This window comes from Gracilibacillus sp. JCM 18966 (assembly GCF_055392695.1).
Genome location: NZ_AP043883.1, coordinates 3,099,975 through 3,121,938, shown reverse-complemented (window position 1 = coordinate 3,121,938; position 21,964 = coordinate 3,099,975). Strand labels below are relative to the sequence as shown.

22 protein-coding genes are annotated in these 21,964 nt (G+C 36.2%); 1 reads left to right on the top strand and 21 read right to left on the bottom strand.

Annotated elements, in window-relative coordinates:
* Positions 1-3 precede the first annotated feature (3 nt).
* Positions 4-1,623: a sigma 54-interacting transcriptional regulator gene (locus ACZ5N5_RS15075; protein ID WP_464372714.1), complete on the bottom strand. Its 1,620-nt coding sequence runs from the start codon at positions 1,621-1,623 to the stop codon at positions 4-6.
* Positions 1,624-1,770: 147 nt separating this feature from the next.
* Between ACZ5N5_RS15075 and ACZ5N5_RS15070 the strand changes: the two genes are divergently transcribed.
* Positions 1,771-2,013: a DUF2627 domain-containing protein gene (locus ACZ5N5_RS15070; RefSeq protein ID WP_109984208.1), complete on the top strand. Its 243-nt coding sequence runs from the start codon at positions 1,771-1,773 to the stop codon at positions 2,011-2,013.
* Between the two features lie 38 nt (positions 2,014-2,051).
* Here the strand turns inward: ACZ5N5_RS15070 and ACZ5N5_RS15065 are convergent, their stop codons facing one another.
* The 20 genes from ACZ5N5_RS15065 to spoIIIAF form a co-directional block, all read right to left on the bottom strand.
* Complete coding sequence (locus ACZ5N5_RS15065; protein ID WP_109984207.1) at positions 2,052-3,398, bottom strand: aspartate kinase; 1,347 nt, start codon at positions 3,396-3,398, stop codon at positions 2,052-2,054.
* A gap of 298 nt (positions 3,399-3,696) precedes the next feature.
* Positions 3,697-4,425, bottom strand: a complete 729-nt coding sequence (spo0A, locus tag ACZ5N5_RS15060; protein ID WP_245902322.1) for a sporulation transcription factor Spo0A — start codon at positions 4,423-4,425, stop codon at positions 3,697-3,699.
* A gap of 498 nt (positions 4,426-4,923) precedes the next feature.
* Positions 4,924-5,394, bottom strand: coding sequence for an IS200/IS605 family transposase (gene tnpA / locus ACZ5N5_RS15055; protein ID WP_464372713.1), 471 nt, complete (start codon positions 5,392-5,394; stop codon positions 4,924-4,926).
* A 181-nt stretch (positions 5,395-5,575) separates the two neighbouring features.
* Positions 5,576-6,859 carry a SpoIVB peptidase gene (gene spoIVB / locus ACZ5N5_RS15050; RefSeq protein WP_277677907.1) on the bottom strand — a complete coding sequence of 428 codons (1,284 nt, stop codon included), beginning with the start codon at positions 6,857-6,859 and terminating at the stop codon, positions 5,576-5,578.
* Between the two features lie 159 nt (positions 6,860-7,018).
* Positions 7,019-8,737, bottom strand: coding sequence for a DNA repair protein RecN (recN, locus tag ACZ5N5_RS15045; RefSeq protein WP_464372712.1), 1,719 nt, complete (start codon positions 8,735-8,737; stop codon positions 7,019-7,021).
* Between the two features lie 49 nt (positions 8,738-8,786).
* Positions 8,787-9,236: a transcriptional regulator AhrC/ArgR gene (gene ahrC, locus ACZ5N5_RS15040; RefSeq protein WP_054788897.1), complete on the bottom strand. Its 450-nt coding sequence runs from the start codon at positions 9,234-9,236 to the stop codon at positions 8,787-8,789.
* A gap of 61 nt (positions 9,237-9,297) precedes the next feature.
* Positions 9,298-10,125 carry a TlyA family RNA methyltransferase gene (locus tag ACZ5N5_RS15035; RefSeq protein WP_464372711.1) on the bottom strand — a complete coding sequence of 276 codons (828 nt, stop codon included), beginning with the start codon at positions 10,123-10,125 and terminating at the stop codon, positions 9,298-9,300.
* Positions 10,126-10,131: 6 nt separating this feature from the next.
* Positions 10,132-12,030, bottom strand: a complete 1,899-nt coding sequence (gene dxs / locus ACZ5N5_RS15030; protein ID WP_464372710.1) for a 1-deoxy-D-xylulose-5-phosphate synthase — start codon at positions 12,028-12,030, stop codon at positions 10,132-10,134.
* 32 nt (positions 12,031-12,062) lie between these two features.
* Entirely contained in the window at positions 12,063-12,641 is a 579-nt protein-coding gene (locus tag ACZ5N5_RS15025; protein WP_054859313.1) for a hypothetical protein, read from the bottom strand.
* Between the two features lie 695 nt (positions 12,642-13,336).
* Positions 13,337-14,221 (bottom strand): polyprenyl synthetase family protein, encoded by an 885-nt coding sequence (locus tag ACZ5N5_RS15020; RefSeq protein WP_464372709.1) that lies wholly within the window; start codon positions 14,219-14,221, stop codon positions 13,337-13,339.
* Positions 14,222-14,458, bottom strand: a complete 237-nt coding sequence (xseB, locus tag ACZ5N5_RS15015; RefSeq protein WP_054859311.1) for an exodeoxyribonuclease VII small subunit — start codon at positions 14,456-14,458, stop codon at positions 14,222-14,224.
* A 4-nt stretch (positions 14,459-14,462) separates the two neighbouring features.
* The gene (gene xseA, locus ACZ5N5_RS15010) at positions 14,463-15,803 is read right to left on the bottom strand and encodes an exodeoxyribonuclease VII large subunit (RefSeq protein WP_109984201.1); all 1,341 of its coding nucleotides are present in this window, start codon (positions 15,801-15,803) and stop codon (positions 14,463-14,465) included.
* 153 nt (positions 15,804-15,956) lie between these two features.
* Positions 15,957-16,820, bottom strand: coding sequence for a bifunctional methylenetetrahydrofolate dehydrogenase/methenyltetrahydrofolate cyclohydrolase FolD (gene folD / locus ACZ5N5_RS15005; protein WP_464372708.1), 864 nt, complete (start codon positions 16,818-16,820; stop codon positions 15,957-15,959).
* 1 nt (position 16,821) lies between these two features.
* A complete protein-coding gene (gene nusB / locus ACZ5N5_RS15000) occupies positions 16,822-17,205 on the bottom strand; it encodes a transcription antitermination factor NusB (RefSeq protein ID WP_054788894.1) in 384 nt (127 codons plus the stop codon).
* A gap of 300 nt (positions 17,206-17,505) precedes the next feature.
* Entirely contained in the window at positions 17,506-17,898 is a 393-nt protein-coding gene (locus ACZ5N5_RS14995; protein WP_054859308.1) for an Asp23/Gls24 family envelope stress response protein, read from the bottom strand.
* A gap of 35 nt (positions 17,899-17,933) precedes the next feature.
* The gene (gene accC / locus ACZ5N5_RS14990; RefSeq protein ID WP_054788893.1) at positions 17,934-19,289 is read right to left on the bottom strand and encodes an acetyl-CoA carboxylase biotin carboxylase subunit; all 1,356 of its coding nucleotides are present in this window, start codon (positions 19,287-19,289) and stop codon (positions 17,934-17,936) included.
* A 12-nt stretch (positions 19,290-19,301) separates the two neighbouring features.
* Positions 19,302-19,802, bottom strand: a complete 501-nt coding sequence (gene accB, locus ACZ5N5_RS14985) for an acetyl-CoA carboxylase biotin carboxyl carrier protein (RefSeq protein ID WP_109984199.1) — start codon at positions 19,800-19,802, stop codon at positions 19,302-19,304.
* Between the two features lie 283 nt (positions 19,803-20,085).
* Positions 20,086-20,679, bottom strand: coding sequence for a SpoIIIAH-like family protein (locus ACZ5N5_RS14980; RefSeq protein WP_277677900.1), 594 nt, complete (start codon positions 20,677-20,679; stop codon positions 20,086-20,088).
* Positions 20,680-20,699: 20 nt separating this feature from the next.
* On the bottom strand, positions 20,700-21,341 hold the full coding sequence (gene spoIIIAG / locus ACZ5N5_RS14975; protein WP_054859305.1) for a stage III sporulation protein AG: 642 nt from the start codon (positions 21,339-21,341) through the stop codon (positions 20,700-20,702).
* A 1-nt stretch (position 21,342) separates the two neighbouring features.
* Positions 21,343-21,957 (bottom strand): stage III sporulation protein AF, encoded by a 615-nt coding sequence (gene spoIIIAF / locus ACZ5N5_RS14970; RefSeq protein WP_054859304.1) that lies wholly within the window; start codon positions 21,955-21,957, stop codon positions 21,343-21,345.
* Positions 21,958-21,964 lie beyond the last annotated feature (7 nt).

Genomic DNA, 21,964 nt, shown 5'->3' with positions numbered 1-21,964 from the left:
TGGCTATGAACTCTCCCTATTGATCTGATATTTATCCATTTTATAGTATAAATTTCGAACTGAAATTCCCAATGATTTAGCAGTCTGTGTTTTGTTATATTTACATTTTTCTAACATTTGCAATATATATTTTTTTTCGAACAAATCCATAGCTGATTGCAAAGGAAGAGAATCATCAATCGAAATATCCTTTTGCTTGTTTACTATGAATGATCGAAAGTGATCAAGAGTTAATACTTCTGTTAATGAATCAGCATGAGTAAAAGCTATATCCATCCAATACTTTAGCTCTGACACATTTTTAGGCCAATCGTATGTGTAAAAATAATCGAATACATTTTCATCAGCTGTTTTAATATTCATACCATATTTCAAATTATTTTGTGTAATAAAATGATTCACTAATAAAGTTAAATCCTCTCTTCTTTTCTTTAATGACGGTAAATGAATAGGAAAGCGAAGGAACATCTCTGCAAACTTTGAATCGAGCTTCTGCCTTATATCCTTTCTACTAGTACTCACGATTAAGCGAATATTATATTTATTGTTTTGAAATAATTCTACCAATTGCAATTGTATATTTATCGGTATAGCGGTAATCTCTTCGATAAAGAGTGTTCCGTTTTTAACTGTTTCTATGATGCCTTTTTGCTGTTGGTTACCGAAGAGTAGTTCCTCCAGCTTCTTGACATTTTGACCATCGTTACGAATATGGCGAAATGGATGCTTACTTCGATTACTGGCAAAATGGATGATATGGGCTAGCATTCGCTTGCCAGTTCCTGTCTCTCCTTCTATAAATAGAGGGGCATTTGTTTTTGCGTATAATTTACCGTGTTCCTTCGCCATTTTAATCTCGAACGATTGACCGATAAAATCTTCAAAAGTGAATGTCTTTTCCAAGTTTCTAATTAATCGCTTAGCTTGCTCTAATTTTTGCGCTTCTTTTTTTATTTCACTTAAGTTTTGCATCATCATTAGACATCCTATTAGCCTACCTCTAATAAAGGCTGGAGTGGAGCTTATTTTTATCTCTTGCTCCCATTGTCCAATTCGGATCGATTCACTCACAACTCTTCGATCCTGAAAAGTGATGGATTGAACGTGCTTTACTTTTGCTTCTATCTTTTTACGATCTTCAATTTCAAATGAATGGATTAATTGTGTCCAATTAGTATTATGTATTGGTTGTAATTGCTCTATAAGTTGAAAAGAAGCAGCAAAATCAACATGGTTAGCTAGTACTGTAAAGATTTCCTCCATGGAAAACAAATCGGCATGTGCAGTAAGATTTCCTACATAATTTTCGAAATTTTCACAAAGTAATAGTACTCCTATCGTACGTTTTTGTTCATCTAATAAAGGGCTATAAGTGGTAAAAAGTTTCTTTTTATTTTTTGTAATTTGCTCAATTCGATGCAATACCTTTCTCTGTTGCAATACCTTTGATATCGAATCCTCTTCAATCAAATCATTCCAAGGCTGATTAATTAAAGGTTGTTTCCATAGTGATGTTGCCTTTTCGTTTGCTTCCTTAACGATCCCGTCCGTATTAATAATTAGTGCTCCATACGGAAGATTTTCAACATGAACTGCATCCTTAACAAGAGATTTTGCAGACATTTTCATCACACCCTGCATTTTTTTGCGCACTTTTATAATAATATTATATGCAATAATTAGCAAGTAATAACATGAATTTCATAATGATTGAGATTATGCTATACTAATAAAAAATAGGATTAGGTAACATAGAATGGGGAATAAGACATGAGAATTATTGCATTACTATTACTAGTGATGCCAGCCATCATAGCCACTTACGGTATTAAGCTGATGCGTGATGCTTTCTTCGGGGAATTAACCGTCATCTTTTTTCATATTATTATTCAATTTATTATTGGTCTCATTTTGTTTATTGGGGGACTTGCATTTATCGGTGGGTTCATTTTACATCGGGATCGAAAGCGTCAATTGATAAAAGGAGGAAAAAACAACAGGTATCGTTCGTAGCCTGTTGTTTTTTATTTTATTCAGTTTATAAATTCCTTTTATTGAAAGAACATTTCATATAATGCTCTTACTGATTCGTTTACCTTTGATGCTTTAATTCCAAACATCATCGATACCTCAGAGGATCCTTGGTTAATCATTTCTAAATTAACGTTCGCTTTAGCAAAAGCATGTGTAGCTTTATCAGCTAAACCAACAGTACTGTCCATTCCTTCCCCTACTACCATAATTAAAGCAAGATCACGATCCACATGAACCGTATCTGGCTTTAATTCTTTTTTGATACGGGCAATGACACGCTCTTCCTTATCCTTTGGCATGCGTGATTCTCTTACAATGACAGAAATATCATCAATTCCAGAAGGGGTATGTTCAAAGGAGATACCTTCATCCTCTAATATCGTCAATAGTTTGCGACCAAAACCAAGCTCTCTATTCATTAAATATTTGCTAACATAAATACTTACAAAGCCTGTATCACTAGCGATACCTACTACAGGATTAGGTTGTGCAGCTTTTTGAGCAACGATAATAGTTCCCATTCCTTGAGGATTATTCGTATTCTTAATACAAACCGGTATATCTGCTTTGAAAGCAGGAATTAATGCTTCGTCATGGAAAACAGAGAAGCCTGCATAAGACAATTCACGCATTTCTTTATATGTTAGTGAAGTGATTTCTTTTGGATTTTCAACAATATTGGGATTGACACAATAGACGGAGTCTACATCTGTGAAATTCTCATATAGGTCAGCTCTAACTCCAGCAGCGACAATGGATCCAGTAATATCTGATCCTCCTCTTGAGAATGTAATCAGTTTTCCATCTAACGTGTAACCGAAAAATCCAGGGATGACGACAATATCATCGCGATTTCTTAATTTATACAGATGCTCATAGCTTTCATCTAAAATTTGAGCACTTCCTGGATTATCACTTACAAAAATCCCTGCATTCTTAGGATTTAAGTAAGCGGCCTTTAAACCTAGTGATTGCAAATAAACACTTAAAACTTTTGCGAGAGAATCCTCACCCGTTGCTTTTAATGCATCCATTTTTAATGCATCACTATCATCTGAAGATAAGATAGAATGTATGCCATCTTCAATTTCCTTGATAACACGATCAGAAATTTGAAGTTCTGTTGTAATTTCTTGAAAACGATCTAAGATTTTTTGTAATTTTGAATCATATGGTTCATTTTTTAAATAGGCATCTCCCAATTCAATTAACAAATCTGTTACTTTTGTATCTTCTGAAAATCTTTTTCCTGGCGCTGAAACAACAATTACCTTTCTTTCTCGATCATCTTGAATAATATTTGCTACTTTACGCAGTTGTTCAGCATTTGCAACTGAACTTCCTCCAAATTTTGCTACTTTCATGTTATAACCTCTCCAATATTTATTTTTATGACATTAAAAATATTATCATACTTCGCAATATTTTGTTATATAAAAGTGATGTCTAATTCAAAATATATAGGAGGATATACACGTTTATCGAGATAGATCGCATCTGTTGCAAAAATACTGGACTATTTCTACCTATATTATAGGAGAGCGCATTTGTTTTTTTATATCTCCCAGTTTTTGTCATATGATTAGGTTCTGATAACAAAAAACTCTTTTACAAGAGAAAAGAATCCTGCTCTTTCTCTTGTAAAAGAGTGAAATTGCAATATTATGAAGCTCTATGTTCTAGTCTTAGTCTGTCAGCAACCATTGCTATAAATTCTGAATTTGTCGGCTTTGCTTTAGAAACACTTACCGTATAGCCGAATAAAGACGATATGGAATCAATGTTCCCTCTACTCCATGCTACTTCAATTGCGTGGCGTATAGCACGCTCAACCCGAGAAGCAGTTGTGTTATATTTAGATGCGATATCTGGGTATAATACTTTGGTGATCGATCCTAATAACTCAATATCGTTATAAACCATTGTTATGGCTTCTCTTAAGTACATATAACCTTTAATATGGGCAGGAACACCAATCTCGTGGATAATATGTGTAATACTTGTCTCTAAATCGAACTTTTTAGAATGGTTTGTAGATGTTTTGATCTCATTGTTATGTATGGAAGGCTGCATTCCATGCACCTGTCTGATTTGCTCAGCTAAATGCTCTAGGTCAAATGGTTTTAAAATAAAATAAGAAGCACCTAAGGTTACTGCTTTTTTGGTCACATCTTCTTGACCAAAAGCTGTTAGCATAATGACATGGATATGTTTCGTATGCTCAGATTGCTTAATTTTTGACAAAACCGCTAATCCATCAACATGTGGCATAATGATATCTAATACGACTACATCAGGGCGCACATCCTCTATCATATCAAGGCATTCTTTACCATTGTAAGCCTTTCCTACAACCTCCATATCATTTTGATCCCCTAAGTACTCTTCCATTAATTGAACAAGTTCCCTATTATCATCGACTAACAATACTTTAGACTTTTCCACTAAAAAGCTCCTCCTTCAACAATTGCTTTACACTATTATATTTTCGACAAAAGCTTAATAATTCCTGCTTTTCATTAGAAAAACTTTTATTTTTTTCTATTTGCTTTAATTATCTTCATTTTTCGACTATTTTCATTTTGTTTACCCATGGTATGGATTGGTTTTGTCGAATAATCTTTAATTGTTATTATAACAATATTTTCTAGTGACTACAAGATGAATGAACACTTAGAAAAGCTTGTATTCGATCTTCTTTGGTAAATGCCTAGTTTTGCTTATAATTGGCACCTTTGCTACGAATTTTATGCGTACAATCAAAACCACCAGTGTGAACTGGTGGTTTGCTCTGCGGCTGGAAGCCTCTATTACCGGCCTCGGCCTAAAAGGCCCACCGAACGGTTTCTCCTTTTGCACCACATTCACTCACTGATTCTAAAGAATCTCCTACTTCTTCTTATTTTTTTGTCCTATAAACGGATCAAATTCTTCGAATATAGTTAATTGATCCGACATGTAATCTTCTTTTAGCTGATTTCTAATGTATTCTTGTATTTGCTTTCTATTTCGTCCCACTGTATCGACATAGAATCCTCGGCATAAAGATTTTCTATTTCCATATTTATATTTTAAATTGGCATGTCGATCAAATATCATCAAGCTGCTCTTCCCTTTTAAATACCCCATAAATTGAGATACACTTAATTTCGGTGGGATACTTACTAACATATGGATGTGATCCGGACAAGCATTTGCTTCATGTATGATCACACCTTTTCGTTCACATAAATCGCGTATGATTTGACCTATGCTTTTTTTGTATTTTCCGTATATTATTTGCCTTCTGTACTTTGGTGCAAACACTATATGATACTTACAATTCCATGTTGTGTGTGCTAAACTATTCTTGTCCTTCATAGGACTCGCCTCCTTCTTTGGTGAGATTTAGTGGTCGGGAAACCAACTTTATCTTACCATGAAGTGAGGCTTTTTTGGCCCACGCTGAAAGCTTTCCGGAACCCCTCGCATAGCAAGGGGTTTTCAACAACATTAAAAAAAATGGTTATCAGGATAATGCTTTTCCTGATAACCATTCCCTCTAACTTGCCTTTTTATCTTCTTTATATATATCTATTCCAGCTTCGTTTAGCATCCACTCAATATGAACCCCATATCCAGATGTCGGATCATTGACAAAAACATGGGTTACTGCTCCGATTACTTTCCCGTCTTGAATAATTGGACTTCCACTCATTCCTTGAACAATGCCTCCAGTAGCTTCCAACAAACGATCATCGACTATTTTGAGGATGAGACCCTTTGTTGCAGGTGATTCTTGGGCTACTGTATTGACAATTTCCACATCAAATGCTTCCACTTTCTCTCCATCAATAACTGTCAAAATTTTGGCTGGCCCTTCTTTGACTTGATTTGGTAATGCTATCGGCATCGGTTCATTCCACTTACTTTTCTCTACTTTTCCATTTAATGTACCAAAAATTCCAAAAGGTGTATTTTTCGTAATATTGCCAAGTTCACTTTCGTTAACATCAAAATTGGCTCTCTTTTCTCCGGGAACACCATTTTCCCCTTTCTGAATTTCCGTAACTTTTGATTTCACAATCGTTCCATCATTTATTTCAACCGGTTTTCTTGTATCCATATCTGAAATAATATGACCAAGTGCGCCATACTTTTTGGAATTTGGTTCATAAAAGGTCATTGTACCAATCCCAGCTGCTGTATCCCTAATATAAAGCCCTATTTGGAACTCTTGATCATCTGTATCATATTGAGGTGTCAAACTCGTTTGAATCGTTTTATTTCCACGTTTTATCTCTACATCAAGATCTTTTTTATTTTCACCAGCTTCTTTTACTAACGGGGCTACTTGCTCCATTTCCTTTATTGGCTGATTATTTATACTGACAATACTATCTCCGACCTTTATTTCCGCTTTTTCACCAGGAGACAGATCACCTTCTTCTGTGGAGACAAGATGATGTCCAACAACTAGAACCCCTTGTGTGTGCAAATTAATCCCTATCGATTGTCCTCCTGGCACTATACGGATATCCTCATAAACAGAGATATCCACCTTTTTTACAGGAATATCAGAAAAAGTGTAAACAACTTCTTGCTCTCCACTTTCCGCAAAGGAAAATGGAATAATGTCCGTTGCATGTTGAACTGTTTGCTCATTCTCAGCTTGAAGTTCTATGGAATTACCTAAAGTAGGCAAGCTAATATCATGTAAGCCTTCGAATGTTTTTATTTGATTGGGAATGGAAAGATATATTTGAAATGGTGTCAACCATGGAAGTGCAAATAAAGAGACAAGGAGTATTAGTCCTATTCCTTTTCTAATCCAGTCAGTCTTCATCACATCACCCTCCTTGTTAGTACAGATTCAATTTCATCTGTATATCTAATTTGACCTTTTAAGGGGTTTTTTAAACCCGTTTAAACTTAACAATTTCGGGTGATGTTTTCCACATTTCTAATAGGAGTTTGCCATCGGTGGAGTTTTTATCCTTTTTCCTCAGCGGCTTTTATTCATCTCAATTAATTCTTTTGCGTGTTGTTTAGATGCTTCTGTTAATTCTTCACCAGTAATCATTTTCCCAATCTCGGCGATGCGATCTTCACGGGATAATTCTGTAACGGACGTAGTAGTTCGATCATGATTCATATGCTTTTCGATTCGCAAATGAGTGTCTGCTATTGCTGCAACCTGTGGCAAATGAGTAATACAGAGTACTTGTGAATCAATCGAAATATTATACATTTTCTCTGCCATCGCTTGGGCAACTCGGCCACTTACACCTGTATCAACCTCATCGAAAATAACACTTGTAATCCCTTGATGCTGGGCAAATATATTTTTCATCGCTAGCATGATACGTGACATTTCACCGCCTGAAGCGATCTTGTTCAATTCTTTTGGTGGTTCACCTGGATTTGTGGATATATAGAAATGAATTCGATCAATTCCTTTATTATTTGGTCGAACCGATGAACCATCAAGCATTAGCTCATTCTGGTCAGATTTGGTATACGCCACTTCTACAATAAAATTTGCCTTTTCCAAATATAATTCTTTTAACTCCTTTAAAACAGCCTTCTCCAATCCCTTGGCTGCTTTTACACGCACATCATGGAGCTGCTTTGCTTCTAAAAGTAAATCCTCTGTTAATTCTTTAAACCTCTGCTCTAATCTTAATAAATGCTCATCTCGATTTTTAATGGTTTCCAGTTCTTCTTCGATGATGGCACTATATTCCATAATTTCCTCTACATTTGATCCGTATTTTTTCTTCAACTGGTTAAGTTCATTTAATCGTGATTCGATAAATTCTAGTCTTTCCGGATCAAATTCCATCCCATCAATATGCTGCCTAATTTTGTAGGATATTTCTTCAATCATATAATAATGATCAATATAGTCTTCGTATAGCTTCTGCAATTCTTGATTGTTTTCTCCTGCTGCTTCTAAATGATTGGCTGTATGTGATAACCAATCCAATCCCCGCATTTCTCCATGTAATCCATTATACGCATCCTTTAAGCTCTGAAAAATTCGTTCAAAATGAACTAAGGTGTTTCTTTCCTCTAACAGTTCGTCATCTTCTTTTGGGATTAAATTTGCCGATTGAATTTCATTTAATTGAAAAGTTAGAAGGTCTAACCTTTGAGCTAATTCTTTTTCATTTTGATTTTGTTCTCTATAGTCTTTCTTTAGTTGGCTCCATTTATGATATAATTCCTCGTATTCCTTTAGAAATTGTGGATCGTTTACTTGGTAATAAGAATCAAGCAATTCAATATGTTTATCCACATTCAACAATGATTGTGTTTCGTGTTGACTGTGAATATCAATGAGTAACTGACCTATTTCCTTCAATATAGCTAATGTCACTAGCTTACCATTTATTCGACAAATGCTTTTACCAGTTTGTGAAATAGTTCGGTGTAATACGAGCATTTGATCTTCCATAATTTCGATACCTAGTTCATTTGCCTTTTGAAACACAGGATGATTACTTTCCTCCATAATAAAAAGTCCTTCTAGCTCTGCTTTTTTCTCACCAAAGCGGATATATTCAACCGATCCTCTTCCCCCAATAAGTAACCCTAAGGCATCAATAATGATTGATTTACCTGCACCAGTTTCTCCAGTCAGTACTGTTAAGCCTTTTTGGAAGGTAATCGACATTTCTTCTATAATGGCAAAATTTTTAATCGAAAGCTCTGTTAACATACCCACACTCCCATCAAAAAGAAACTCCCATTAACAAATTAATACAGAATTAAAGCATTTCTAAAAATTTAGATTTCATCAATTCTGCCTCTTTCACTGTTTTACAAATGATTAAGATCGTATCATCCCCACAGATGGTTCCCATAATTTCATCCCAGCTTAAATTATCGATCAATGCCCCCATAGCTTGGGCATTTCCCGGCAGTGTTTTCATTACTATAAAATGTGAAGCGATATCAATACTTACAAAAGCATCCATGATCAACCTTCTAAGTTTATTTAAAGGATTAAACTTTTGATCTGCTGGTAAGCTATACTTATATCTGCCATCCGCAGTAGGAACTTTCACAAGGTGTAATTCTTTAATATCTCTGGAAATAGTTGCTTGGGTTATCGTATAGCCTAACTGACGAAACTGATCGACAAGTTCATCTTGTGTCTCGATTTCATTTTCTGTAATAATTTCTCTAATTTTTATATGCCTTTGTGCTTTGTTCATATCCTCATCCTCCAACAATAAGGTATCCCATACGAAAACGGACTACTGTAAATAGGTAGTCCTAATCTTTTTTGTTTAATTCTAGATGTGCTGTCTGTACAACTTCTTTAATTTGTCCCACCATTTCTGGTAAGCTACATTCGTTAACAGAACTTTTCCTTAACCATGCTAAAAACTCAATATTTCCATCCCCTCCAGTTATCGGAGAGAACGTAAGATTAAGAAATTCAAAGCCTGTTTGGTGCGAAAATGTTAGAATATCATTTAATACTCTTTCGTGTATGGCAGCCTCTCGTACAATCCCTTTTTTGCCAACTTCTTCTTTACCTGCCTCAAACTGTGGCTTGATTAAGATCACACAGTCACTGTTTTCTTTTAATAGCTTAAACAACGGTGGTATAATTAATTTTAAAGAAATAAAGGAGACATCAACTGTAGCAAAGTCAGGTTGCTTATCCTCAAGCATGTCAATAGTTACATACCGAAAATTCGTTCTTTCCATAACAATAACGCGTGGATCATTCCTTAATTTCCAGTCGAGCTGATTATAGCCTACATCAACAGCATAGCTTAGACTAACACCATTTTGTAAAGCGCAATCCGTAAATCCGCCAGTAGAGGACCCGACATCGATCATTATCTTTTCCTTTAGGTCCAGATGAAATGTCTTGATCGCTTTTTCTAACTTTAGTCCACCACGTCCAACATAAGGAAATAATTTACCTTTAACTTGAATATCAATATCATCGGAAACCTTTGTTCCAGGCTTGTCTATTCTTTGGCCATTAGAAAATACTAAACCCGCCATAATGGATCTTTTTGCCTTTTCTCTTGATTCGATTAATCCTCGATCTACAATGAGTTGATCAATCCGTATTTTATTAGCCATTTATTATCAAGCCCTTTTTTGCTTATTATCATCCATTTGTAGCATATTCGTCAATTCCTCAATCACTTGTTCTTTCGTTAAATGAATTTCTTCTAATAACTGTTGCACACTTCCATGTTCAATAAAACGGTCAGGAATTCCCATTCGCTTTATCGTTGGATGGTATTGATTTTCTTCAGCAAATTCTAAAATAGAACTTCCAAATCCACCTTGTAGAACGGATTCCTCTATAGTTAGAATCGGTATATTTCTTTTCATTACATCGTGCAGCATTTCCTCATCTAATGGTTTTAGAAAACGTGCATTAATTACTTCTATACTCATACCTTTTTTGGCAAGCTGAATACTTGCAGCCATTGCCATTTCAATTGTTGTACCAAAGGTTAGTATAACAGCATCCTTACCTGTAGTGAGAACCTCCCATTTACCGATAGGGATATTTTTTAATGTTGAATCCATTTCTACACCTAGTCCATTCCCTCTTGGAAAACGTAAGGCAATCGGTCCATCTTCGTATTCAATTGCTGTGTTCACCATATGTTGACACTCATTTTCATCTTTTGGCATCATCAGCACCATATTAGGTAAATGACGCAAAAAGGCGATGTCAAATACCCCTTGATGTGTTTCTCCATCTGCTCCAACTAGTCCTGCTCGATCAATCCCAAAAGCAACATTTAAATTCTGGCGGCAGACATCGTGAACCATTTGATCATAGGCACGTTGCAAAAAGGTAGAATAAATGGCCAGGAATGGTTTCATTCCTTGAGTTGCTAAACCTGCGGCCATTGTAGTAGCATGCTGTTCAGCAATACCAACATCAAATAGTCTCTTCGGGAAGTGCTCTTGAAATTTATCTAATTTGGAACCAAGTACCATTGCTGGCGTGATCACAGCAAGCTTCTCATTCTTTTCTGCGATTTTTTCTAATGTATCACTTACAACTTGGCTCCAGGCAGGCTTATCATCTACTGGCTTGATTTTTTCTCCAGAATCAATTTTATATGGACCAACACCGTGCCATTTATCTTTTTGATCTGTTTCTGCTGGCTGGTAACCTTTTCCTTTTTGAGTGATGACATGAACTAATACTGGGCCTTCCGTTTTAGATGCATATTGTAGGTTTTCTTCTAGTGCCTTGAAATCATGTCCATCAACGGGACCGAAATAAGTAAATCCAAACTCTTCAAATAACATACCTGGTACCATGAAATATTTCATACTGTCTTTTACTCTTTCAGCAGTTTGTGCGATCTTCCCCCCAACTGCTGGTATCCGTTTCATTAGTACTTCTATTTCATCCTTCATTCGATTGTACTTACCTGCACTTCTCATTCTTCCAAGTGCCTTGTGCAATGCTCCTACATTACCCGCTATCGACATTTCATTATCATTTAAAATCACGGTCATGTTCTTTTTCTCGTGACCGATATGATTCAACGCTTCCAGTGCCATCCCGCCTGTTAAAGCACCATCACCAATAATTGGAACAACTGCATAATCCAGTCCTTGCATATCACGTGCAATCGCCATCCCCATAGCAGCAGATAAGGAGGTGGAACTATGTCCGGTTTCCCATACGTCATGTTTACTTTCTGACATTTTCGGGAATCCACATAGCCCGTTATATTGTCGCAGTGTATCAAATTGTTCCGTTCTACCTGTTAAAATTTTATGAATGTAGGATTGATGTCCAACATCAAATATTAGCTTATCAGTGGGACTGTTAAAATGCTTGTGCAAAGCAAGTGTTAGCTCTACAACACCCAAATTAGCCCCTAAATGCCCTCCTGTTACCGAGAGCTTATTAATGAGAAATTGTCTGATTTCATATGCGAGATCTTCTAGTTCTTTTTTTGTTAAATGTTTTAAAAAATTCGGTTGCTTGATTTTGGTAAGATCCATGATGGAATCCTCCCTATTAAGATTCTGTATCTTTAACTTTTTGATAATACTTTTATTTTAAGTCTTTCCTCTAAAAATGCAATTATTTTACCGACTAAGAAAATAATTTGTGTCGAAGAATTAATAGCAAAATATTTGCCTAAAGCTTTCCCACCCACTGTTAAAGCTGCTACAAGACTTGTGAGAATTACTGAGATGGTAATTTGAATGCTAGTACCTTCCTCATATCCGAATACATTAGCAATTTGTAAGACAACGACTGCAGATGCTGTACCACTAATAATACCAGAAATATCACCAATCACGTCATTACAAAAACTTGCGAAGCGGTCTGCATTTCTCACAATCAGTACAGCATGCTTTGCGCCACTTACCTTCTCAGCAGCCATAGCGTGAAAAGGTGCCTCATCAGCTGCTGCTGCCGCAATTCCTAACATATCAAAGAATACACCAATCAATACAATGAATAATACGATTAGTAAACCTACAACAGACATAACTCCACTTAGTATGGATGAAGAAACAACTGAAAAAATAGCCGCTAACACAAATGTGATAACGGCAATACTAAGGCTAAATTTTATCGACTTTTGCAATTGTTTTTTATTCATAACGAACCCCGTTAAAGTGTTTAACATTATTATTATGTATGATGCGGAATGGTCATTTAAGAAGTAAAGACTACGGCTTAGGTCCAGTAGGTTTTCCCAGATATGTACCAAGTGTTGCCACTTTGGCGGTTCCCCTTTAAACATATCTTAGCGTTGTCACCAACAGCTAGACTGGATTACCACTCAGTCCGTACTATAATCCTTCTTAAACTTCCATTTGGAACAGTCTAGGAGATTTCCTCAGCAACCTTTGACCATTTCCTAGCCTCTTTTGCAGTACGAATTTCATATAGAAAACGTGTCCCAAATTAGTGGCCATCCAAAATGAAACACTCTATTGCCTATAATCCCCTTCGTACCACTCAAGGCAGGCTACGCTATGAATAGAAATACCCGATCCCTATTCGATAGGTTCATACCCCATTCCATTCTCTTTACTTGGCTAAGAAAAGAAAACAGTGATGGGCCTCCGCGGAAGAAGGGTCTTCGCCCACATGCCTTTGTGGATCGCCCTTCAACCTTAACTCCCAGCATCGACCCAAGGCTGGGCGCCTCAAGCCAACACAAGGAACTTCATCGATGTGCCCTTTGGCAGATTTTTAGGCCTGCCTTCAGAAATGGAGGATTGACTAGAATACTGCACCATTCCACTTTGTTACTTTTATTCTAACATAATTTCAAGCTTTACTCAATCTTTACAAATCTCTTTCACTTAAATAGTCAGTTAGCCCTTCCAATCTGGAACCTTTTAATCCTGCCTGCTCTAGACATTGTTTAGCTTTGTTTACATAACTCTTCTTATGTGCAATGGCCCCATCTAAGCCTAAAACAGAAGGGTAGGTGCTTTTACTATTACCTTGATCACTACCAGAAGCTTTGCCCATTAGATGCTGATCCCCTACTACGTCCAAAATGTCATCCTGAATTTGGAAGATTAAACCGATATACTCAGCGAATTGTCGCAATATGGAGCGTGTCTTGTCATTTGCTCCTGCCAAATAGCTCCCAGCATCAATAGCGAACGACAATAAGCAGCCCGTTTTTAACCGATGAATTTGCTCTAACTGTTCGATAGTAATCTCTTGTTGCTCTGCTTCCATATCTAACAATTGTCCGCCAACCATTCCTTCCATTCCACTTGCTTCAGTTAGCCTGTTGATTAAATATACTTTTTCCTCTGCATTGTATACGTTTGCGGAAGCAATCACTTGAAAACTATTCGTGAGCAAACCATCGCCCGCCAGAATGGCAGTGGCTTCATCGAATTGACGATGATTGGTTAATTTTCCTCTTCGATACATATCATCATCCATTGCAGGAAGATCATCATGAATTAAGGAATACGTGTGGATCATTTCCAATGCAACTGCTGCAGGATAAATTTTCTCACAGTTTCCTTGAAGCCCTTCGCATGTTAGCCTCATTAGGATAGGACGTAGCCTTTTACCACCAGCATTGATAGAATATTTCGTAGACCGTTTTAATCTCTCAGGAATATTAAGAGTATCTATATACTGAAGCAGTAATTGATTCATTTTTTCTTTTTCTATTGTTATATATTGTAAGAGCTCTTCTTTCACCTATTTTTCCTCCTGCATGTCAAAGCTAATAAGTTCCCCTTTTTCATTCATTATTTCCTGTAGCTGTTGATCGGCCTTTACTAATTTATCATGACAAATTTTCGATAATTTTGAACCTTCCGCATAATAATTCATTGCTTGCTCTAGCGGAATATCTCCCTCTTCCATTTTATTGACGATTTCCTCTAGTTTAGACAAAGCTTCTTCAAAAGAAAGCTCGTCTTTATTTTTTGTCATACGATCACTTCTCCTCTATTTTAGTCACATTAGCGTGGATAACTCCATCAGATAACTTTACCTTAATTTCGTCATTTATCGATAGTTGTTCTGATTGATAGATAATCTCATCTTCATTGGAATACGCAATAGAATAACCTCTTCGCATAATCTTTGTTGGGTCTAATAATTCTAATTGATTTAGTTTATTAGTAAACTGGATTTTTTTATCTTGCAGAATCCTTACTATATTATTTTTTAGTCTTTCATCAAATTGTAACCATCGCTCTCTTCTTTGTCGAATGATTAATTGAGGCCGAACGTATTGAAGCTGTGTATGGAGCAAATTCCATCTATCCTTTTTCGCCTTCATGAATAATTCCGTTTTTTGTTGATGCTCTTCAACGATCCGATCAAGTAATAGTTCTTTTTCTTCTAAAAATCGCTTCGGAAAACGAAAAACAGTGGTTTGTTTGATCCGTTGAAGCTTCTCGTTTGCTTGCTTTAATTGTTGTTGATATGAATGCTCTAACATTCTATTCAGCTGTATCACTCGTTCAGAAAGATCCAATCTAGATGGAACAGCTAATTCTGCAGCTCCTGTTGGGGTTGCTGCCCGGACGTCTGCAACTAAATCACTAATAGTAAAGTCCGTTTCATGACCAACAGCAGAGATAATTGGAACCTCAGATACAAAAATAGCTCTTGCGACAATCTCTTCATTAAAAGACCATAATTCTTCTATGGATCCTCCACCACGCCCTAGAATAATGGTATCAATACCGGTAAGCTTGTTCGCTTTTTCAATCCCTTCCACAATTGATTTTGCAGAAAATTTCCCTTGTACTAAGATTGGAATAATGATGAGATCAACTAACGGATATCTTCGTTCTAGAGTTGTCACAATATCTCTTATGGCAGCACCAGTTGGTGAGGTCAGCACTGCAATTTTCTTTGGAAATGTTGGTAGTTGTTTTTTATGTTCTGTATTAAACAGTCCTTCTAGTCTTAATTTTTCCTTCAGTTGTTCATATGCAAGATGAAGAGAACCAATACCATCTGGTTGCATATCTTGAATATATAATTGGTACTGACCACTCGCTTCAAAAATACTAATATTTCCTTGTAACAACACCTTCATACCATTTTCCGGCTTGAATTTGAGTAAGCTATTCTGTCCTTGAAACATTACCGCTCGAATACTTGCCATATCATCTTTGATCGTCATATACATATGACCGCGACTATGATGCTTAAAATTAGAAATCTCGCCTCTAAGGTAAACATTCGTTAAATGATGATCCACATCAAATTTTTTCTTTATATATTTAGTCAACGCTGTAACTGTTAGGTACTTATGTTCCATCCGTCACACTCACTTTTATCGTTTAATTGTTTAAGCAGAGAAAAGGCCATTCCCAAACATCTGTGGTTGAATGACCTTTTTATACTATCTAAATGGACTTATCTGTTCGCAGATAGTATAAAAGCTTAGCCAATGAATTTCATTGTTTTCTAACTATCCGTTATATACACCGTGAGCAATTTTGGCAGACTTAATCGTATTATGTAACAGCATCGTGATAGTCATTGGACCTACCCCTTTAGGTACTGGCGTAATATAGCTTGCCTTTTCTTTGGCAGAATCAAAGTTAACATCGCCTGTTAAAGTACCTTCTGCCGTTCGATTAACACCTACATCAATCACAACTGCACCCTCTTTAATAAAATCCCCATTTATAAAATGCTCTATACCTACCGCTACTATAAGGATATCTGCGGAAGCTATATAATCCTTCATATTATTAGTTTTGGAATGACAATAGGTTACGGTAGCATTTTCATTTAGTAATAATTGTCCAACTGGCTTTCCTACAATATTACTTCGACCGATAACGACAGCATGCTTCCCAGCTATTTCAATATTTTTTGATTTTAACATTTGGATAATACCGAATGGCGTACATGGAAAAAAGGTATCTTTTCCTGTCATCATTCGTCCAATATTGATCGGGTGGAATCCATCTACATCCTTATCTGGAGAAATCGCTTCGATGATTTTCTCTTCATTGATATGCTTTGGAAGTGGTAATTGGACAAGAATACCATGTACCGTCTCTTGTTCATTTAATTTCTTTATAAGGGATAGTAGCTCCTCTTCAGTAGTACTCTCTGGAAGTGTCATGAGATCGGAATCTACCCCAACATAATCAGATGCCTTTTGTTTCCCTCGAACATATGACTTAGAAGCAGGGTCGTCCCCAATCAAAATGACTGTTAGCCCTGGTACGATTCCTTGTTCTCTTAATTTCACAACCTCTTCTTTCATTTCATCTCTCATCGATTGAGCCAGTTCACTGCCATAGATAACTTCTGCTGACATTTTAATTCCCCCTTAACATTTTTGAAAGTACACCATTTATAAATTTTCCTGAATGGTCATCACCAAAGACATGAGCAATTTCAATCGCTTCATTGATGACAACATTCTCTGGTGCATCTTTATCATAAAATAATTCATATGTCGCAATTCTTAATAATGTTCTTTCCACTGCCGCAAGTCGTTGTAGTGACCATTTTTCTAAATGTTGAGAAATCTTCTTATCGATTTCTTGTTGATGGTTCACGACACCATGGACAATTCTTATCAGAAAATCATCGGACTCGTCCTCTATAATGTACTTCATAGACTCTTCTGCATCAAAATCTGATTGATCAATTGAAAATAATACTTGCAATGCTTTTTCACGTGCCATTCTCCGCTTCATTTATTCCATACTCCTTATCACGATCTATGCCAATTTCCGACACATTAGGTTCATTTACAAATAATATCATGTTATACGCTTGATTACCAATTATATAATGGAAAAAGGCCTTAATAATTTTATACACCACTTTTGAAAAAGTAAGACTTTCATCTTTTGAGTAGTTGCTTTTTCAGAACCTTATAAGTAATACTTAACTTCTCAATTTTGATTTTGTGGCTGATTGAGATGGCATTGTAACATAATCAGAGAACAAAGAGGCTCAAGCTGATTAATTTTAATCAGCTTGAGCCTTATTTTTCACTCAGTTAACTCTTCTGGATTTTGTTCCATGTGTACTCCCACAACATGTACATTTATCTCTTGAATAGAGATTGCAGTCATATTCTCTATTGCTTGTCTAATGCTTGTTTGAATCTGCTCAGCAACCTTAGGAATAGAGAAGCCATAGTCAATCACTGTATGAACGTCAACAGTTACACCACTGTCTCTCAATTCTACTTTGATTCCTTTTCCGTGTGCTTTTTTGCCCAGCTTCTCGGCCACACCAGATGCAAAGTTCCCTCTCATGCTCGAAACACCTTTTACTTCTAAAGTGGCAAATCCTGCGATTACTTCAAGCACATCTGGTGAAATTTCTACCTTACCAAGCTGCGGAGATTGACCAACATCTAATAAATTGTTCTCTGCCATTATTATCCCTCCTAACTATGAGGATAAATAATTTTTTATTCTTCTTCCATTATACTATACTTTTCCAAAAATCTTGTATTAAAATCACCATTTTTAAACACTGGATGGACCATCATTCTTCGGTGGAAAGGAACGGTTGTATGGATCCCTTCTATGATGTACTCATCTAGTGCTCGTTCCATCTTTTTGATCGCTTCTTCTCTCGTTTTTCCGTAAGTGATTAACTTTGCGATCATGGAATCATAATAGGGCGGAATTTTATAACCAGGATATACTGCAGAATCGACGCGTACCCCTAGACCGCCTGGTGGTAAATACATTTTAATTTCTCCAGGTGATGGCATAAAGTCCTTTTCAGGGTTTTCGGCATTGATTCTACATTCCATTGCCCAACCATTAAAGGTTATGTCCTCTTGTTCGAAGGATAACTTCTCGTTATTCGCAATAAGTAATTGCTCTCTTATTAAGTCAACACCTGTCACCATTTCTGTAACTGGGTGTTCTACTTGAATTCGTGTATTCATTTCCATGAAGTAGAATTTATTTTCTTTATTATCAAAAATAAATTCAATTGTACCAGCACCAGAATAGTTTACTGCTTTTGCTGCTTTCACTGCAGCCTCTCCCATTTTTTCTCTCATGGCATCATTTATTGCGGGAGAAGGTGTTTCTTCTATTAGTTTCTGAAGACGTCTTTGCACTGTACAATCACGTTCACCTAGATGGATAGCATTTCCATGATTATCTGCTAATACTTGTATTTCTACATGGCGAAAGTCTTCGATATATTTTTCTATATAGACACCTGGATTTCCAAATGCTTTCTCTGCTTCATTTTGTGTCACTTGTATACCTTTTACAAGTTCTTCTTCGTTACGAGCTACACGAATTCCTTTTCCGCCACCACCAGCAGTTGCTTTAATAATAACTGGGAAGCCAATTTGTTTAGCCACTTTTAATCCATCTTCTTCATCGGCGATAATGCCATTAGAACCTGGAACTACAGGAACACCTGCCTCTTTCATGGTTTCTCTGGCAACATCCTTTGTTCCCATTTTTTGAATAGCGTAAGCACTAGGACCAACAAATGTCACATTACAAGCTTCGCAAATCTCAGCGAAATCAGCATTCTCAGAAAGAAATCCATACCCCGGATGAATCGCATCAGCTTGTGTTAATGTCGCAACACTCATAATGTTGGTAAAGTTTAAATAGCTTTCACTGCTCAACTTCGGTCCAATACAATATGCTTCATCTGCAATTTGTACATGTAGGGCTTCACTATCCGCTTCTGAGTAGATAGCGACAGTTTCCATTCCCATTTCTTTAGCAGTACGAATGATTCTGACTGCTATTTCTCCACGATTGGCAATTAAGAGTTTCTTAATCACAGTTTCATCCCCTTATACGGTCTTAATACGGAATAACGGCTGACCATATTCTACTAATTCACCGTTTTCTACTAACACTTCTGTTACAGTACCCTTTACATCTGCTTCGATTTCATTGAACAATTTCATTGCTTCTACGATACAAATAACGGTGTTCTCACTTACTTGATCCCCTACCTGTACAAAAGCAGGCTTATCAGGGGAAGGAGAACTATAAAAAGTACCTACCATTGGTGATACCACTTCAAAATCATAATCCTTTGATTCTACCACTGGTTTTTCCTCTTGAACTGTAGCCTGCTCTGATTGGCTAGGCTTTTCAATAGATGGAGCAACCTGTTCCTTTATTTGTGGCGTTTGTGGTATATGTACCGCTTCATTCGTCACAGTTTGTACAACAGAATGATGTTTTTTTAATTTAATTTTTGCTCCATTTGCTTCGTATGAAAATTCATCAATTGATGATTGATCTAGTTTATCAATCAAAGCTTCCATTTCTTGGATAGATAACATGTATCTGCACCCTTTCTCTTAAGTTACATTTAATAACAGGTACTAATAACTCCTTATAACATTTTACGCAAACAATTTTAAAACTGCAACTATAGATTTTAATCCAGCTTTATAACGAACAATTGTTTAAGTTAAAATGAGAAAATCCGAACTGATTCAGAAATTCTCCTCATTACTGAATACATGCCCGGATTTTCGACCATTTTAAATATATTTACAAAAACGCTAACCGTTTGTAGGGATAAAGAACCGAAAATTATGTTTAGCGTCGTCGCCTTTATCATTAGCTCGTTTGATAAACTACCTCTACATCCACTTCACCAAATTCATCCTTTGTATGTTGGATAATAGTATTTGCTTCTTTCGGTGTTAAAGAGTCTGCTTGGACCGTTACGACTATATTGTCCCCTTCCATGTTACGGACAAGCACCTGGTCATAGCCAACTGTTGATTTTAATGTATCTTCTAGAATCATTTCCTTTGATTCTACGTATTCAATTTCTTTCATCGCTTCATATGCTTCATTTTTCTCTTCTGTTGAAGCGTCGTTTGATGAAACAATTTTCTCAAGTCTTTCTTTTTCCATGCTTCTTTGATTCGTAATTTCCATTCTCACAGCTGCAAAAAACTCATCAGAATTAACGGTAGAACTATCTGCTTCCTCTGTTGCATCCTCATCCGTTTTAGCTTCTTCGTTAGTTGTCTCTTCCTTATTAGTGATCTCTGTTAAGGATTGGGATGTCGTTTGATCACCTTCTACATCTTCTGTATCAAAATATGCAAGATCCCCTTCACTCGGTGCATTTAAGTAATAAATACTTAAAACAACCATTAAGCTTAACATTGTTAATAACCAAACTGTTTGTTTTTTTAACATAGTGTTACCTCCCAAATGATTTATTTATTTTTAGGCTGAACAGAGATGCGATGTGCTGGAACATCAAGAACTTTTGAAACAGCATCCATCACCCATTTCTTAACTTCTAGGTTGTCCACTCCATTTGCAACAATCAAAACACCTCTAACTTCTGGTTTCTTTGTTTGCACAAGTAAGGGAACTTCCTCTTCTCCTTGGCGAATGATGACAACTGTTTGCTCCCTAGTCTCATCTTCTATTTTCCTCGTTCCACCATTTTGATCAGATTCATTTGTCACTTGTGAACCAATGATTAAATTTTTTTGATAAACCTTCTCGTTGGTTGCATCAAGATTCACCATTACCTCCACATTGGATACACCGGTTATTTTCTCTAATAAAGCTACTAAATCATTTTCATACGCCTCCTCAATTCCTGCCATTTTTTCAGATGCATTATTAGCATCTTTTTGTTTCCATACCTCTTTTGAATCTTCACTTTCAGACTGAGGTAAGGAAGAAGAATAATTAGGTAATTCACTGGATTGATCGGAACCCAGTAAATTACTTACTAACAATATGAATATACCGATTAATCCTATTAACACAATGTAATGTATTTTATTTGGTTTCTTATCAGATATTTTTAAAGAAGAAAGTATTTTTTTCCACCATTCAACCACCTTATTCCTCCTTCCATCTCGCATGAATAATATCTGCCTCTACCTGCCATTGTTCGGCTAAAAAATCAATAATTTCTTGATTATCAAAAGATTCATTGTCCAATTCTTTTTCAGATTCCCCGATGTTAATCTCTACTTTTTCTACTGTTTCCAAATTTCCCTCTTGGAATGGCTTTAACTGCACATATATTGCGGTAATGTCTTCTGTTGTTTCAGCAGTTTCTTCCTCTTTCCACTCTACTTCCAAATGATCTATTGCTGATTGATAATCTTGATTCAACTCCTCTTCTACTAAATTTTTCATCTGGACAACCATCTCTTGTAATACATATGCACGATTTATCGATTCTATTTCATTTTTCTTTTGATTTGTTTGATTTTCTATCTCGGCTTCTAAATTCGAATTAGTTGAGGTTTGAAAAACAGGTGAAATCAGTTGTTCTACATCCACTTTAAAAATGGATAGGATTGGCTGTAAGATAATTAATATAAGAAGTAGCCCAATAACGAGCTTGGCATATTGTTTTATTTTGGAACTTGGCAGTATTAAATCAACTACCATCGCCAAAATGATAAAAATTACAATTTGTAATACCCAGCCTGAAAGAAATTCCAAAATCACT

Coding starts and splice junctions, on each gene's coding strand:
- ACZ5N5_RS15075 (WP_464372714.1), bottom strand. CDS start 1,623: ATGTCTGCAAAATCTCTTGTTAAGGATGCAGTTCATGTTGAAAATCTT.
- ACZ5N5_RS15070 (WP_109984208.1), top strand. CDS start 1,771: ATGAGAATTATTGCATTACTATTACTAGTGATGCCAGCCATCATAGCC.
- ACZ5N5_RS15065 (WP_109984207.1), bottom strand. CDS start 3,398: ATGAAAGTAGCAAAATTTGGAGGAAGTTCAGTTGCAAATGCTGAACAA.
- spo0A (WP_245902322.1), bottom strand. CDS start 4,425: ATGGAAGAGTACTTAGGGGATCAAAATGATATGGAGGTTGTAGGAAAG.
- tnpA (WP_464372713.1), bottom strand. CDS start 5,394: ATGAAGGACAAGAATAGTTTAGCACACACAACATGGAATTGTAAGTAT.
- spoIVB (WP_277677907.1), bottom strand. CDS start 6,859: ATGAAGACTGACTGGATTAGAAAAGGAATAGGACTAATACTCCTTGTC.
- recN (WP_464372712.1), bottom strand. CDS start 8,737: ATGTTAACAGAGCTTTCGATTAAAAATTTTGCCATTATAGAAGAAATG.
- ahrC (WP_054788897.1), bottom strand. CDS start 9,236: ATGAACAAAGCACAAAGGCATATAAAAATTAGAGAAATTATTACAGAA.
- ACZ5N5_RS15035 (WP_464372711.1), bottom strand. CDS start 10,125: ATGGCTAATAAAATACGGATTGATCAACTCATTGTAGATCGAGGATTA.
- dxs (WP_464372710.1), bottom strand. CDS start 12,030: ATGGATCTTACCAAAATCAAGCAACCGAATTTTTTAAAACATTTAACA.
- ACZ5N5_RS15025 (WP_054859313.1), bottom strand. CDS start 12,641: ATGAATAAAAAACAATTGCAAAAGTCGATAAAATTTAGCCTTAGTATT.
- xseB (WP_054859311.1), bottom strand. CDS start 14,458: ATGACAAAAAATAAAGACGAGCTTTCTTTTGAAGAAGCTTTGTCTAAA.
- xseA (WP_109984201.1), bottom strand. CDS start 15,803: ATGGAACATAAGTACCTAACAGTTACAGCGTTGACTAAATATATAAAG.
- folD (WP_464372708.1), bottom strand. CDS start 16,820: ATGTCAGCAGAAGTTATCTATGGCAGTGAACTGGCTCAATCGATGAGA.
- nusB (WP_054788894.1), bottom strand. CDS start 17,205: ATGAAGCGGAGAATGGCACGTGAAAAAGCATTGCAAGTATTATTTTCA.
- ACZ5N5_RS14995 (WP_054859308.1), bottom strand. CDS start 17,898: ATGGCAGAGAACAATTTATTAGATGTTGGTCAATCTCCGCAGCTTGGT.
- accB (WP_109984199.1), bottom strand. CDS start 19,802: ATGTTATCTATCCAAGAAATGGAAGCTTTGATTGATAAACTAGATCAA.
- ACZ5N5_RS14980 (WP_277677900.1), bottom strand. CDS start 20,679: ATGTTAAAAAAACAAACAGTTTGGTTATTAACAATGTTAAGCTTAATG.